The organism is Burkholderia sp. Se-20373 (assembly GCF_017104705.1).
Taxonomy (GTDB): Bacteria; Pseudomonadota; Gammaproteobacteria; order Burkholderiales; family Burkholderiaceae; genus Burkholderia.
Map to the genome: position 1 here is coordinate 17,912 of NZ_JAAGPH010000098.1, position 13,376 is coordinate 31,287.

Genomic DNA, 13,376 nt, shown 5'->3' on the forward strand with positions numbered 1-13,376 from the left:
GAGAAGTGAGGATGCCTATTGATATGGGTAGGATTTATCTCGAATTTTCGTGTGGTTGATTCGGTCTGCTGGTTGTTGTTCTGCTGGTGTGAATTTGCTTCGGCAGACGGCGCAAGCCGTGATGGAGGAGCGTCCAGAAGGCTGCAATATGTCCGAGCCGCCCAATTGGGCTCGTGTGAGGCGGCAAGTCACTTGCCGTTGTCCGCTTGAGCCAGCCCCGGTTGTGCAGAGGTTGTGTGTGCAACTTATACGCGGAGCATGTCCATTGTCACGACAAAAAACACACTATGAATTTTTGCTAGGTCTTTTTAATTTCGGACGCGTCTCATGTATTTTTCCCGGTGTGTTCGGTAAATTCGACGTAGGAGAAATGCCGTTCGACGGAGATGAAACGTGAAAGACAATACCTCAGGCAAGGATGTCGCTCGCTTTGGCGATTCAACGGATCACGGCGGCACGGTTGTTCACGTCGCAGACAACGTTATGCGCGGGGGATTTCGGGCGCTGTCCATTGGTGACGAATGCGGCGGTGGGGCAGTATTTGGCCTGCTTGGATCATCAGCGTCCCTTCGTGGCAGCGAGGCCCTTCGCCGACTCGATGACAATAACGGTGCTGTGGAGGACGTAAATATTATTGCGTCACTGTACAGTCAATACCTTAGATTTCTCGATGATCCGCTTTCATTGGCCGAGCGGGCAATCCCTCATACACAGGAAGCCACTCCATCTGCGTTGCCCGTGCAGGCTGAACCGGGATTGGGTTTGCTCACTATGGTGGAGTTGCCGCCGCAACCGGTTAAGCCGGTTGCCAAGCCCCAGGGGATCACGGAGCTACTCAGGCCTCCGGTCAAACTTGAACAGCTGTTCGGCGACCTCAGTGGGGTACCGGACCTCTGTGAACCGGAGCAACGGAACGACGTGCTGGGTCTGTTCGCGCCTGCCGAATTCCTCGCAGCCGCATCACGCCATGCTGCCCAGGGGCTACCCGAACTGGCGCGACGTGAACATCATATGGCCGCAATGGATAGCCCTGCGTCCCTGCAGGTCGGGTTGTTGCCTGATAGCGAAACGTCCTGACGTGTCAGTCTGCATACGCTCGCCGAGTAGCCCAATACGATCCACCCTATTGTCGGAATCACCATGTCCAACGCGTTTGATGTTCGGAAGCTATATCCGGTCATGCAGAAATTCAGCCGGCCCCGAACACTCTCTATCAGTGGTGCGGCCGTCCCGCTATCGCACAACGGCGAGCCTATATTGCAACTGGTTGCGATCGAAGGCGAGGAAGAACTTTCCAAAATATACACCTACGATTTGGAGGTTAAAACCTCGCTCGACGCGGGATTGAGTGACGAAGAGGCGGCGAATCTCAATACGCTCGACATGATTGGGAAGGAACTGACCGCCACCATCCAGCTTGACGGAATGGGCACTTTTATCCCTGGAATGCCAGGGACGACCGGTGCAGCAAACATCGGACGCGGGTTACGCGAAATCAGCGGGATTATCACGGCAGTGAGTTTTGCCGGGCAGTCAGGTCGACAGAGTAGGTATCGACTCAAATTGCAACCGTGGATCGCGCTGGCTGAGAAACGCTCGGATTACAGGATCTTCCAGAATAAGTCTGTAATTGAAATCATTCACGAAGTGCTGAGCGACCACTACCTCTACTCGTGGGACATGCGGCTAAGCGAGTCCTATCCAAAGCTGGTCTATCAGGTCCAGTATGGCGAAACCGACTTTCATTTTATCCAGCGTCTAATGGAAGAAAACGGGATTTACTGGTTCTTCGAGCATTCAGATACGGTGCATCGCATGGTCCTGGTGGACCAGTTGGGGGCGCACAAGCCGGTTGACAGTGAAGCCTATCAGACGCTGTCGTACTATCCGCCGGGCCGCAGGGTTGACATGGAGCACATCGACAACTTTGATACGACTGCGCGTATCCAGTCAGGTCAGTGGACCACGAACGATTTCGACTTTACCCGGCCAAGGGCTAATCTGGAGGCACAGATTCAGTTGCCACAGAACACCTCGCACAATGCGCTTGAACGCTACGAGTGGCCCGGCGACTACACCGAACTGAAGGCCGGTGAGCAGTTTGCACGGATACGCATGCAGGAAATGCGTGCCCTGGGCGAGCGGGGTACGGGCGGTGGGAATGTGCGGAACGTCGTGTGTGGGACGACTTTTACGCTGGCGGGTTTTCCGCAAGCCGATGCAAACCGCGAATACCTTGTTATCCGGGCTCGGCTGGATGCGGCTGAACTCGACGAGGCAACCGATACCGGCGAATACCGGATTCGGACACGGTTTGAAGTGCAGCCGGCCACGACCGTTTTTCGTCCACCGCGCACGGTCAGCAAGCCGCGTACAACCGGCCCGCAGACGGCCATTGTTACGGGGGCCGACGGGAGCGAAATCTACACGGACCAGTATGGCCGGGTGAAGGTGAAGTTCCACTGGGACCGCTCGCCAGTACATGATCAGACATCATCCTGCTGGCTGCGAGTTTCCTATCCGTGGGCAGGCAACAACTACGGGACCATCAGCGTTCCGCGGGTCGGCTCGGAAGTGATAGTGGACTTCGAGAACGGCGACCCTGACCGGCCATTTGTAACGGGGCGGCACTACAACGCGCACAACATGCCGCCGTGGGAGTTGCCCGCCAATGCGACCCAGAGCGGCACGCTGACGCGCTCCACCGATCAGGGCGGCTACGAAACCGCCAACGCGCTGCGGTTCGAGGACAGGAAAGGCAGGGAGGAAATATGGTTCCATGCCGAAAGGGATATGCGAACCGAAGTTGAAAACGATGAATCGCATACGGTTGGGCATGATCGCGCGAAGACAGTCGGACATGATGAATTGGTGACGATTGACAACGATCGTACGGAAAAAGTCGGCCGAGGCGAACAGGTCGAGATTGGTGTCGATCGTCGTCACACCATTGGCCAGGATGCGTTTCTTTCGGTTGGGCGCGATCACCGCATCCAGATCGGCAAGGATCGAATCGAGGAAACTGGCAACAATCGCAAGGACACGATTGCGGCCAACTTCCAGGTCACGACTGGCGGCAACGCCGAACACAAGGTGCAGGGGCGTCACCAGATCGAAGCGGGACAGGCTATTGAGCGCAAGACCCGTATCTACCAGCTACAGGCGGGCGACAAGGCTGAAATCATCGGCCCGACCGGAAAGATCACACTCGACGGTGAGGGCATCACGATTGAAGGAGTCCGGATCAAGCTGAAGGGGCCGGTCCAGACCGAGACCGGCTGGGTCAAGAACGCCCTGGACATGCGCTCAGACGTGAACAAGGGCGACCCGTTCACACCGGACTACTTCCCGTTTTCAGGCTGACGCCTGCCGTCTATTCCATCAAGGAACCGTGCCTCGTGATTGTGACTTTCCCATTTGAAGACGATCCTTATTACAGCGCCCCGCAGCCGGCGTCTTACCCGCAGTCAGCCAGTGCCGCGCTGAGTACGCCAGCACTTGTCCGCAAATATATTGATCTCACGAAGCACGTCGCGGGAGGCGTATTCCCGGTAGGGCGCAACCGCTTCTGGCACGGCGGCGTACACCTGAGCGGAAAAAAGCCGGTGCGCGCGATCGCGGACGGTACCATCGTCGCGTTCCGACTGGATCGGGACTATATCGACAGCGAACTCGACCGGCAGATCAAGGCGGCCGCACCCGTGAAGGCGTCAGCGTCGAAAGCCAAGCGGCAGCCATCACCGCCCCGGCAGTTCAGCAGTAGCTTTGTACTGATTCGGCACGAGTGCGAGGCCAATAGAGGAGGCGGTGAAATGCAGCCCGTTGAGGGCGTTTCGCAGGGTGTCAGCGCGAGCATCCCCAGATACATCGGGGCGCACTTCTACTCGCTCTACGCGAATCTGCTGCCGCAGAAGCAGTTGCAGAACAAGGCAGTCCTGCCGCCGTTTCTCACGACCACCCATACAATTGTCCCGGTTGCCGCGTTGCGCGGGGACGAAGTAACGGTAAGCGCGGTGATCGATGACGGGCACCACATGGTCAAGATCAGGATTACTGATATCAATACCCGCAACAGTGGCGAGGGATGGATCGAGCGCATGTATCTGGACGTGGAGCCAGGCGCTCCACTGAGGCCCGAGCAGAAAATCCGGCTGGGCTACCCCATTTCGTTCATGTATTGCTGCCATCCTACGGAAAAGCGGTGGATGCCGTTGGACCGCACCTTCTCAATGGAGTACCCGGTCAGGGCCGGACAGGTGATTGGTTACGCCGGGATAACGGACGGCGATCTTGGCCCGGTGGCGGACAGCTTCCACTTCGAGATTTTTACTGGTGAGAATAGGCTGGTGAAGCAGATGAAGCCGCTTGTTCCGCTGAACATTGTCAACCCAAGTTCGTCGTGCCAGGAATATGTGGATGGACAGAAGAGCGATGGTATGGGGAAGGTGTGGTTGACGCGGAATGCAACGCTGGCAACAGATGTTTTTTCAAGGGAAGGCAGATTATCCGCATCAAGCATGCAAGTGTTTCCAGCCAGCTCCTGCTTTTTGGGAGCGATACCCTGCGGGGTGGATGGAACGGTGCCAACTCAAGTTGAGGAATTGATATGTTTCAAACTCTTTGGCATGGATGGAAGCACCTACTACGCGTACGCCGATCGAGTGAGCGCAGCAGCCGATGGGCGGGAATTTGTCCGCGACGCGTGGGTGACGCTGACTACCGATAGCGACTGGGTAGCACGGGGATGGCAGACCTATGTGGATAGCGAACTGAATACAACGGACGACGGTTTTGTTGAGGATGACGATGCGGTCATGCAGAAAATCCTGTCCGCCGCACACAAGTCTTCTGCGAGCCTGAGTCTCGAGGATCTTCACGCGGATGGCGTTGACGCGATCTTGCGCACCGCCGCTGTCCGGTTCCACACGGAATGGGACAGCAGTAACAACAGCAAGCGATACGACAAACTTCAGCAAGGTGGCCATCCGCCGCTTCCGCAATTGTCCGACAGCCAGTTCAAGGCGTTCTTGCAGGATATTCAGCGTCAGCAGTTCTGGAGCGACGCGAAGGTACAGCAGGACGGTGTGAACAATGCCATGAAGCCGCTCTCCACGCCGATGGATGCGAAGAACTGGCATTTCCACCCAGTGGGCTTTCTGGCCCAGATGCGGGAATGTCTCGCAACGGACGCAACGCTGCCCGAGGAGGCGTTCGAACTGGAAATCCGGCAGAGCTGGATAACCTGCCTGAAGCTGATCGAGAAGCGCCTCAAACAGCTCGAACCCTGGGCGGACGCCAACGCCGCCATGCCTGATGCGCCCTCGGCGCGGGTGCCAGTCATCAGGGAATATGCGACCGTGCAAACGATTCACAATGTTGCTCATCACGATCTCTGGTCAAACTTCGAATACTGGTTTGGCGTAACGCCCAATGACATCGCTGCCCCGGAGACGTTGCACGGCCAGCTTGCGGCCGCGCCTGCCGGGCATCACGTCCATAGCTACCTGAAAGGCATGCGGGAGTTCTTCCGCCATATATCCATGCAACGGGTGGTCAAGGGCGCACTGGGTTTTGAGGCAGGTGCCTATGTGCATCCGGGGGTGTATCCGGCCAAGGCGCTCAAGCCTGCCCGATCAGGCTTCCGGATGGAATACGTCAATATCGCTTGCCAGTATGGTCCGTTCTTCCGAAGCTTTAATAACAGGGATCCGGTCGATCAGAACCGTATGGAAATCCAGTTGCACGAGGTGGCGCATTTGCAGAACACTGCTCATGCCAAGGACCAGAAGATCGACGTTAACGGGGCAGATGACCCTGACAAATACAACGGAAAGACTGCCTATGGGTCACGCGCGGCACGAGTACTTGCCGAGTTCACGCCTAACAGGGCGTTAGCTAATGCCGAAAGTATTGCATTTTTTATCGAGAGCGCAAAGGATGAAACCTGACCGTCTGACAATGAACGGCATTCGCACCATCATTTCGATTGGAGGGATGGTGGCGCTGCTCGGCTGCACGTCCCTTGCGGAACAGCAAGCGGCGCCGCCTTCGAACCAAACTACGAAAAGCTCTATGACCGACAAGCAAAGTGGAAACCAGACGGGCGTCGTGCCGAATGAGCGGGTGAGCTGGGTCAAGAATCCGCTGATCACGCAGATCAGGTTTCATGACGCAATTGTGCGTAATGACAGTGTAAAAATACGGTACTACACCACATACATAAATCCGAGCGATGGGGACGTTAAGACAACGGGCAAGCCCACGCCGGATGGTCCTGCAATGCGGTTGTATTCGGGAGGCAAGGAGATTAAGCCTGCCCCGCCTAAGTACAGTGGCATTGAGCCTTATGTCGCGGCTCCCCGGGACGAAGATATAAAGCGATCTACCTATGTGATGAAGGCAAAGGAGAAATGGGTAGGCGAAGTTGCAGACGAATTTGTGATCTTGAATACCCAGTTTCTTACTGGCACACACATTTATGAAGTCGTCTACTGGCATACGCAACTCGACTGGATCGACGTGCGCGAGGTTCTGGACCGTACCGATACGGGCAAGGGCAGGATGATGTATCCGATTACTGACAACGCGCCGTCGAACCGCCTCTATTTCAGGGTCTACAAGCCGACCGATGAAGAAGCGCGTGAGGGGCGGCACATTGAATTCCTTGGCGAAGTGGATGCCCGTACGCAGGTCCCCGCGTTGCCGTACGCCCGTCCGGGCGACTACGCGCCAAAGTCCGGCTACTGGGCCGCGACAGGCAAGAGCATCGAACGGCTTGGCGGCTATTACGAAGTGTTCGTCAAGGAAGGGGATTCACTGCCGAACCTGCCGGGGGACCGGGGTGTGGACCCCTTCAGCTTCCAGTGGAAGTATGTGGGCGAACAGTGTGCCGCCGCTGGAAAGTAACGGCTGATCAATATCACCCTCGGAGATTTTTATGCGACCCGTTGTGCTTGTCGGCCATCGCCATGTCTGTCCGTTGCACGGACCCGGAAATGTTATCAGCGGCACGGACGGCGTGACAGTCGGGGGGAGAAAAGCGGCCTGTGTCGGTGATTCTACGAGTTGCGGTGCTGTCATCGTCACCGGGGGCGTAACCACGTTTGGCGGTCGGGCGGTCGCCCGCGAGGGTGACACCACCAGCCACGGCGGCACGCTGGTCGAGGGCGATAACGGCTGGTTGCTTGATTGAGCGGAACAGGGAAAGCACGCCATGATTCAACTTCCAGGCAGACATGCACCGGGCGACGCATCAGCGTCCGCTGAGTCGCCGCAGCTTGTCGCTGTTCGCATGCCTCTCAATAGTAGACAGGGCGGGGTGGCTGCCGTTTGTGTGGCGGCAGGCAAAGTTCTTCACGCTTTCGCGTCTTACTTTGACGCGATGATCAGAGCAACGCACTTGGCTACGCCGAACAGCCGAATCGGTGTTTGGGGGTAGGGCATTTGCCGCCGGGGACGATCCAGCCATCCAGCCGGGATGGGTACAACGTGCTTCTGCAAACGGGTCGGGTCGCCCGCCAGGGACGATTGATTACTGGACCGGACAACCAGCCGCCAGGATGTTTTCTTAAACTTCGCCGGGCAGGTCATGCCCTCACGCCGTGCAGATACCGGCCACGCCGACTTTCTGGAACAGGTGCGGGCTCGCGACGGCGGACGACGGATAGGCCGGCAGCACGCGGAGCGCCGCATCCAGGTCAGCTGAACTGAAGTCGCCGGCGATGTCGCGGACATGCTGTTGCCACTGCCCGACCACGGCCTGACAGGCCGCCTCGCTGCGAGGCGGCAGCGCGTACAAAGGGGAACGTTTGTGTGCCGGATCGGGTAGCGACTCAACCGGCCCGTCGCCGGTCAGCGCGTTGATCTGTTTCAGCACCGCCTGCCGACGGCCTGCCAATCGAGCGAATCGTCGACGACAACTGAGTCGGGTGGTGGACTGCCCCGGCCTGGCGCATTTGCCGCGCACGACCGGCAAACCCTTTCCGATCAATGGCTTGGTGCCGTTAATGGCAGGTTGTCCACAAGCTTGCCAACACAATCTGTGGAAAAGCCGTGCGTCGTGCGTCGCGCGCGTCAGGCCGGCAGCGGAAAGCGCACCGTGACGGTCAACCCGCGTCCGCCGGGCGTGGTGCCGAGCGCGACCGTCGCGCGATGCTGTTCGGCGATCCGCTTGACGATCGACAGCCCGAGCCCGCTGCCCGACGACGTGACGGCCTGCGCACCCTCGCCGCGATAGAAGCGCTCCCACACGTCGGTGCGTTCGGATTCCGGGATCCCGGGGCCGTCGTCCGCGACTTCGAGCACGGGCGTCGTGCCGTCGATGCGTGCCGACACATCGACGCGCGCGCCGTCGCCCGCATAGCGGATCGCGTTGTCGACGAGATTGTTCAGCAGCACGCGCAGCGTGTCGGCATTGCCCGACGTCATCACCGGCGTCGATACGATCGCGCCGAGATCGATCCGGTGCGCGTCGGCGACGCGCGTGCGATCCGATACCACCGACCGGCACAGCGCGGCGAGATCGACGGGGGCCGACGCGGAGGCGGCGGCCTGCGCATCGGGCTCGAGGCGCGCGAGCGTCAGCAACTGCTCGGCGAGGTGGCCGAGGCGCGTCGTGCCCGCCTGGATCTGCGCGAGGATGTGCTCGCGTTCCTCGGCGGTCGCCGCGCGCCGCAGCAGCTGCGACTGGATCGATAGCCCCATGATCGGCGTGCGCAATTCGTGCGCGGCATCGGCGATGAAGTGGCGCTGCAGCGTGAACGAGCGGTCGAGGCGCGCGAGCAGGTCGTTGATCGCTTCGGCGAGCGGCCGGACTTCGTTCGGCATCGAGCCGACGTCGACCGGTTCCAGATTGTTCGCATTCCTGCGTTTGAGACCGGATGCAATCGTGCGCAGCGGCCGCAGCCCCGCGCCGATGCCGAACCACAGGCCGATCGCGAGCAACGGCAGCATCGAGAAGACCGGCCACAGCAGGTGCACGGCAATGCCCGCGATCGCTTCCCATCGCGCATGGCGGGCCTGCGCGAGCCGGATCGTCGTGCCGCCGCGCTCGGTCACATAGGTGCGCCACGGCTGGCCGTCGACGTCGACGCTCGCGATGCCTTTCTGCTCGGGCGGCGGCAGTTTCGAATCGCGGTCGGTCGAATACACGAGCACGCCGTTGCGCCACACCTGCAGCAGCACGGCGTCGGGATCGCTCGCTTCGAAGCCGTGCTTGCCGTTGGCATGGTTGCTGAACGACAGTTCGCCGTTCGGGCCGACGACGATCTGCTTCGACATGCTGCGCATCTGGTCGTCGAGCAGGTCGTCGAGCTCGCGCAGCGCGCCCCAGTAGGTGCCCGCGCTCGCGACGAGGCCGATCACGCACGCGGCCGGCATCAGCCACGTCAGCAGGCGCCGCCGCAGCGACGTGTTGCGCCAGCGCGCGATCGCCCGTTGGATGCGCGTCATGCGCCGTCACCGATCCGGTAGCCGACGCCGCGCACCGTGCGGATCATGTCGTGGCCGAGCTTCTTGCGCAGGTTGTGGATGTGCACCTGCACGGCGTTGCTCTCGATTTCCTCGCCCCAGCTGTACAGCCGTTCCTCGAATTGCTCGCGCGAGATCACCGCGCCCGGGTCGCGCATCAGCTCGTGCAGCAGCACGAACTCCTTCGGCGACAGTGGCACTTCGTCGTCGTTGAGCCAGACGAGGTGCTTGACGGGGTCGAGCCGCAGCGGGCCGATCACGAGCGTCGTCTGCGCGCGGCCCGCATGGCGGCGGTTCACGGCGCGGATGCGGGCGAGCAGCTCGTCGAGCTCGAACGGCTTGACGAGATAGTCGTCCGCGCCGCTGTCGAGGCCGGCGATGCGGTCGGGCACGCCGTCGCGCGCGGTGATGATGATCGCGGGGAGGGTTTCGTCGCGGCGGCGCAGCGCGGCGAGCACCGACAGGCCGTCGCGGTTCGGCAGCCCGAGATCGAGCAGCAGCAGGCCGTAGCCGGTCGCGCGCAGCGCGAGCGACGCGGCGTCGCCGTCCTTCACCCAGTCGACCGCGAAGCCTTCCTGTTTGAGGCCCTGTTCGAGCCCGCTGCCGATCAGCGGATCGTCCTCGACGAGCAATACGCGCATGAATTCGTGTCTCTTCAACGGGGCGCCGTGGCACCCGGGGTTCCCATGATAAGCGCCCGTGTCTTAGGCGCAGCTTAAATGCGGGCGGCGTGCGGCGGGCGCTCCCGGGCGTCCGATGCGGCACCGCGTCGCTTCCGGGCGACCTTCAGGTTTGCTTAATCTTACGGTCCGTAATCTGGCGCCGTCGCGTCCAACGGGGCGCGGCGTCACATCGAAGAAGAGGACCACGATCATGAAACACCTGGCCAGAATCCTGACGGTTGCACTCGCCACGCTGCCCGCTGCCGTCTACGCGCAATACACGGGGCCGTCCACGCTGACCCCGACCACCGTGAAGGAGCTGCTTGCGAACGGCAAGGACGACCAGCACGTGCAGCTGCAGGGCCGCATCGTCAAGCATGTCGGCGGCGAGGATTACGAATTCGCCGATGCGACCGGCACGATCCGCGTCGAGATCGACCACAAGTTGTGGACGGCCGGCCAGCCCGTCAGCGACAAGAATGAAGTGAAAGTGACCGGCGAATTCGAGCGCAAATGGTCGGGCAGCGTGAAGGTCGACGCCGATCACGTCGAAGTGCTGCGCTGACCGGTGCGCGCGGGGCCGGTGATACCATGGACGACCGGTTCCCGTTCCCACCAAGATGGCCGCCAATTTCGACGAACTCGCGTCCCGGATCCGGGCGCAATTTTCCGAGCTGAGCCCGCAATTCCAGGCGGGCGCTGCCTTCCTGCTCGATCATCCCGACGAAGTCGCCACCTCGTCGATGCGCAAGGTCGCCCAGCGCGCGCAGGTGCAGCCCGCGTCGCTCGTGCGGCTCGCGCAGCAATTCGGTTTCCCCGGCTGGAACGAGCTGCGCGACCTGTGCGTGGCGCGCGTGCGCACGCGCCCCGAGCCGCTCACGCAGCGGGCGCGCTCGCTCGTGCGGCCCGACGCGCAGGCGTCGCTCGCGCACGACCTGCTCGCCGCGCAACAACACAACCTGTCGGCCACCGCCGCGCAGAACGAGCACGCGCTCGCCGATGCCGCGAAACTGATTCGCAAGGCGTCGCACGTGCACGTCGCGGGGTTTCGCTCGTGTTATCCGGTCGCGTTCGGTTTCGTATACGGCTACCGGCTGTTCCGTCCGACCGTGTCGCTGCTCAATGGCGTCGCCGGTTCGCTGGAAATGGAGCTGCGCACGATCGCGAAGCAGAGCGTGACCGTCGTCGTCAGCTTCGCGCCGTATTCGCAGGAAGCGACGCGCGTCGCGCAGGCCGCGAAGGCGCAGGGCAGCCGGATCGTCGCGATCACCGATAGCGCGGTGTCGCCGATTGCGCTGCACGCCGATGCGCAACTGATCTTCACGCACGACAGCCCGTCGTTCTTCCCGTCGCTGGTGGCCGCGCATGCGATGGCCGAAGCGCTGGTCGCGCAGTTGCTGGCGCTCGAAGGCAGCGATGCGATCGCCGTGCTCGAGCGCACGGAAGCGGAGCTGCACGCGAAGGGCGCTTACGTCGTCTGACGCGGTGCGTGCGGCGGCGCCCCTTTCTCATTCGGGATTCAAGCGGATTCAACCGATGACGTTCACATACGAGGTGACGGACGCGGGCGACGCGGACGTTCGCAAGCAGATCGTCGCGCCACTCATCCGGTTCAACGAAAGCCAGGCGGGCCCGATCGACGCCCGTCCGCTGGCCGTGGTCGTGACCGATGGCGACGGCGCGGTGGTCGGTGGCTTGTGGGGCAGCACGGCATACGGCTGGCTGCATGTCGACCTGCTCGTGGTGCCCGAGGCCGCGCGCGGCCAGGGCGCGGGCACGCGCATCATGGATCTGGCCGAGGCGGAAGCCGTCGCGCGCGGCTGCCACAGCGCGTGGCTCGACACCTTCGACTTCCAGGCGCGGCCGTTCTACGAGAAGCGCGGCTATGTCCGCTTCGGCGAGTTGCCGGATTATCCGGTCGGGCACACGCGCATTTTCCTGACGAAGACGCTCGCGGGCTGAGCGCCGCCGCCGCATGGCGCGGCGCGGTTGACGACGTCACCGGCCGTCGCCTAGGATACCGGTCAGCGATGCAGGTCGCTTCCGGGTCCGCGGAAAGGGTTGAACCCACCTGTCGCAGCAAATTCAGCTTTCCTCCTGTCCTTTGTGCTGGCGGTATTGCGGACCTTCGGCCATTCACTGCACGAGGATTCGCATGAAAAAGCTGCCTCCCAAGGCCCATCCCGATCATCTGAAAAAGCAGGCCAAGGCATTGTTGCGCCTGTACCGGCAAGGTGACGCCGATGCCGTCGCACGCTTTGTCCGGTTTCTCCCCGCTGCCGCGAACCGCACGCACGACGAAGCGCTCGCGCTCGGGCTCCGGCTGCACGACGCGCAATCCTGCATCGCGCGCGAGTACGGTTTTGCGTCATGGGCCGATCTCGGCGCGTTCGTCGAAACGCATGCGCTGGCGGGGCAACAGCGGTCGGAGCTGATCCGGCGCTGGCTCGACCTCGCATACGGCGGCGACGTGACCGGCGGCTACGACGCACCCCGGCCGCGCGTCGCCGCGCAATTGCTGCTCGACCATCCCGATCTCGTTGCGGGCGATCCGACCGTCGCCTGCGCGGCCGGCGACCTCGACGCGGTGAAGGCGGCACTGGCCGCCGATCCCGGCTGGATCGCGCGCGCCGGCGGCGTGCTGAAGCTGCCGCCGCTGGTCGCCGTCACCCATTCGCGGCTCGGGCAGCTTCCCGAGTTTGCCGCGCGGCTGCGCGCCTGCGCGCGTCTTCTGCTCGATGCCGGCGCCGATCCGAACCAGCGGATCGGCAACCGCTTTCCGCCGGCTTCGCTCGCCGAACCCGACGAAGCGGCGCCGCTGTCGGCGCTGTACGGCGCGGCGGGCGTCAATCGCGATCCGGTTCTCACCGCGATGCTGCTGGAAGCCGGCGCCGACCCGAACGACGGCGAGTCGCTGTATCACTCGGTGGAGCATCCGGCCTGCACGCGCGTGCTGCTCGAACACGGCGCGCGGGTGAGCGGGACGAATGCGTTGCGGCGCGCGTTCGACATGCGCGATGCCGACGCGCTCGAACTGCTGCTCGCGCATGGCGGCGACCCGAACGAGCCGCCCGGCGAGGGGCTGGCGCAGACCTGGGGCGCACCGTTGTTGCGGGCGATCGGCGTGCGCTGCTCGGCGCGCCACGTCGCCGCGCTGCTGGCGGCCGGCGCCGATCCCCGCGCGCAAACGCCGACAGGCATCAGTGCGTACCGGCTGGCGATGCAGACCGGGCTGTCCGACGTCGC

At 62.1% G+C, this 13,376-nt stretch carries 12 protein-coding genes; 9 read left to right on the forward strand and 3 right to left on the reverse strand.

Going from position 1 to position 13,376, the window contains the following annotated elements; all coding sequences use genetic code 11:
* Positions 1 to 393: 393 nt before the first annotated feature.
* From G3N96_RS26485 to G3N96_RS26505, 5 genes are all read left to right on the forward strand, one after another.
* Positions 394 to 1,077, forward strand: coding sequence for a TagK domain-containing protein (locus G3N96_RS26485; RefSeq protein WP_206139016.1), 684 nt, complete (start codon positions 394 to 396; stop codon positions 1,075 to 1,077).
* Positions 1,078 to 1,140: 63 nt separating this feature from the next.
* Entirely contained in the window at positions 1,141 to 3,363 is a 2,223-nt protein-coding gene (gene tssI, locus G3N96_RS26490; protein WP_241022829.1) for a type VI secretion system tip protein TssI/VgrG, read from the forward strand.
* Positions 3,364 to 3,398: 35 nt separating this feature from the next.
* A complete protein-coding gene (locus G3N96_RS26495; RefSeq protein WP_206139017.1) occupies positions 3,399 to 5,948 on the forward strand; it encodes a hypothetical protein in 2,550 nt (849 codons plus the stop codon).
* Complete coding sequence (locus tag G3N96_RS26500; protein ID WP_241022830.1) at positions 5,938 to 6,906, forward strand: hypothetical protein; 969 nt, start codon at positions 5,938 to 5,940, stop codon at positions 6,904 to 6,906. Before G3N96_RS26495 ends, G3N96_RS26500 begins: the two co-directional genes overlap by 11 nt.
* A 31-nt stretch (positions 6,907 to 6,937) precedes the next feature.
* Positions 6,938 to 7,192, forward strand: coding sequence for a PAAR domain-containing protein (locus G3N96_RS26505; RefSeq protein ID WP_206139018.1), 255 nt, complete (start codon positions 6,938 to 6,940; stop codon positions 7,190 to 7,192).
* 402 nt (positions 7,193 to 7,594) lie between these two features.
* On the opposite strand, the gene G3N96_RS26515 is transcribed toward G3N96_RS26505, so the two are convergent.
* The 3 genes from G3N96_RS26515 to G3N96_RS26525 form a co-directional block, all read right to left on the reverse strand.
* Positions 7,595 to 7,897: a MarR family winged helix-turn-helix transcriptional regulator gene (locus tag G3N96_RS26515; protein WP_241022831.1), complete on the reverse strand. Its 303-nt coding sequence runs from the start codon at positions 7,895 to 7,897 to the stop codon at positions 7,595 to 7,597.
* A 176-nt stretch (positions 7,898 to 8,073) separates the two neighbouring features.
* Positions 8,074 to 9,450, reverse strand: coding sequence for an ATP-binding protein (locus G3N96_RS26520; RefSeq protein WP_206139019.1), 1,377 nt, complete (start codon positions 9,448 to 9,450; stop codon positions 8,074 to 8,076).
* Positions 9,447 to 10,109: a response regulator gene (locus G3N96_RS26525; protein ID WP_206139020.1), complete on the reverse strand. Its 663-nt coding sequence runs from the start codon at positions 10,107 to 10,109 to the stop codon at positions 9,447 to 9,449. Before G3N96_RS26525 ends, G3N96_RS26520 begins: the two co-directional genes overlap by 4 nt.
* 232 nt (positions 10,110 to 10,341) lie before the next feature.
* On the opposite strand from G3N96_RS26525, the gene G3N96_RS26530 reads away from it, so the two are divergent.
* The 4 genes from G3N96_RS26530 to G3N96_RS26545 all read left to right on the forward strand — a co-directional run.
* A complete protein-coding gene (locus G3N96_RS26530) occupies positions 10,342 to 10,695 on the forward strand; it encodes a NirD/YgiW/YdeI family stress tolerance protein (protein WP_206139021.1) in 354 nt (117 codons plus the stop codon).
* A gap of 55 nt (positions 10,696 to 10,750) precedes the next feature.
* The gene (locus G3N96_RS26535) at positions 10,751 to 11,611 is read left to right on the forward strand and encodes a MurR/RpiR family transcriptional regulator (protein WP_124578310.1); all 861 of its coding nucleotides are present in this window, start codon (positions 10,751 to 10,753) and stop codon (positions 11,609 to 11,611) included.
* 55 nt (positions 11,612 to 11,666) lie between these two features.
* Entirely contained in the window at positions 11,667 to 12,092 is a 426-nt protein-coding gene (locus G3N96_RS26540) for a GNAT family N-acetyltransferase (RefSeq protein ID WP_206139022.1), read from the forward strand.
* Positions 12,093 to 12,285: 193 nt separating this feature from the next.
* Positions 12,286 to 13,376, forward strand: a 1,091-nt coding sequence (locus G3N96_RS26545; protein WP_206139023.1) for a hypothetical protein, incomplete at its 3' end; no start/stop codon positions are given.

Excerpts from the sequence above, each read along its gene's own strand:
- G3N96_RS26520 (WP_206139019.1), bottom strand. The coding sequence starts at position 9,450 with ATGACGCGCATCCAACGGGCGATCGCGCGCTGGCGCAACACGTCGCTG.
- G3N96_RS26525 (WP_206139020.1), bottom strand. The coding sequence starts at position 10,109 with ATGCGCGTATTGCTCGTCGAGGACGATCCGCTGATCGGCAGCGGGCTC.
- tssI (WP_241022829.1), top strand. The coding sequence starts at position 1,141 with ATGTCCAACGCGTTTGATGTTCGGAAGCTATATCCGGTCATGCAGAAA.
- G3N96_RS26540 (WP_206139022.1), top strand. The coding sequence starts at position 11,667 with ATGACGTTCACATACGAGGTGACGGACGCGGGCGACGCGGACGTTCGC.
- G3N96_RS26500 (WP_241022830.1), top strand. The coding sequence starts at position 5,938 with ATGAAACCTGACCGTCTGACAATGAACGGCATTCGCACCATCATTTCG.
- G3N96_RS26530 (WP_206139021.1), top strand. The coding sequence starts at position 10,342 with ATGAAACACCTGGCCAGAATCCTGACGGTTGCACTCGCCACGCTGCCC.
- G3N96_RS26505 (WP_206139018.1), top strand. The coding sequence starts at position 6,938 with ATGCGACCCGTTGTGCTTGTCGGCCATCGCCATGTCTGTCCGTTGCAC.
- G3N96_RS26535 (WP_124578310.1), top strand. The coding sequence starts at position 10,751 with ATGGCCGCCAATTTCGACGAACTCGCGTCCCGGATCCGGGCGCAATTT.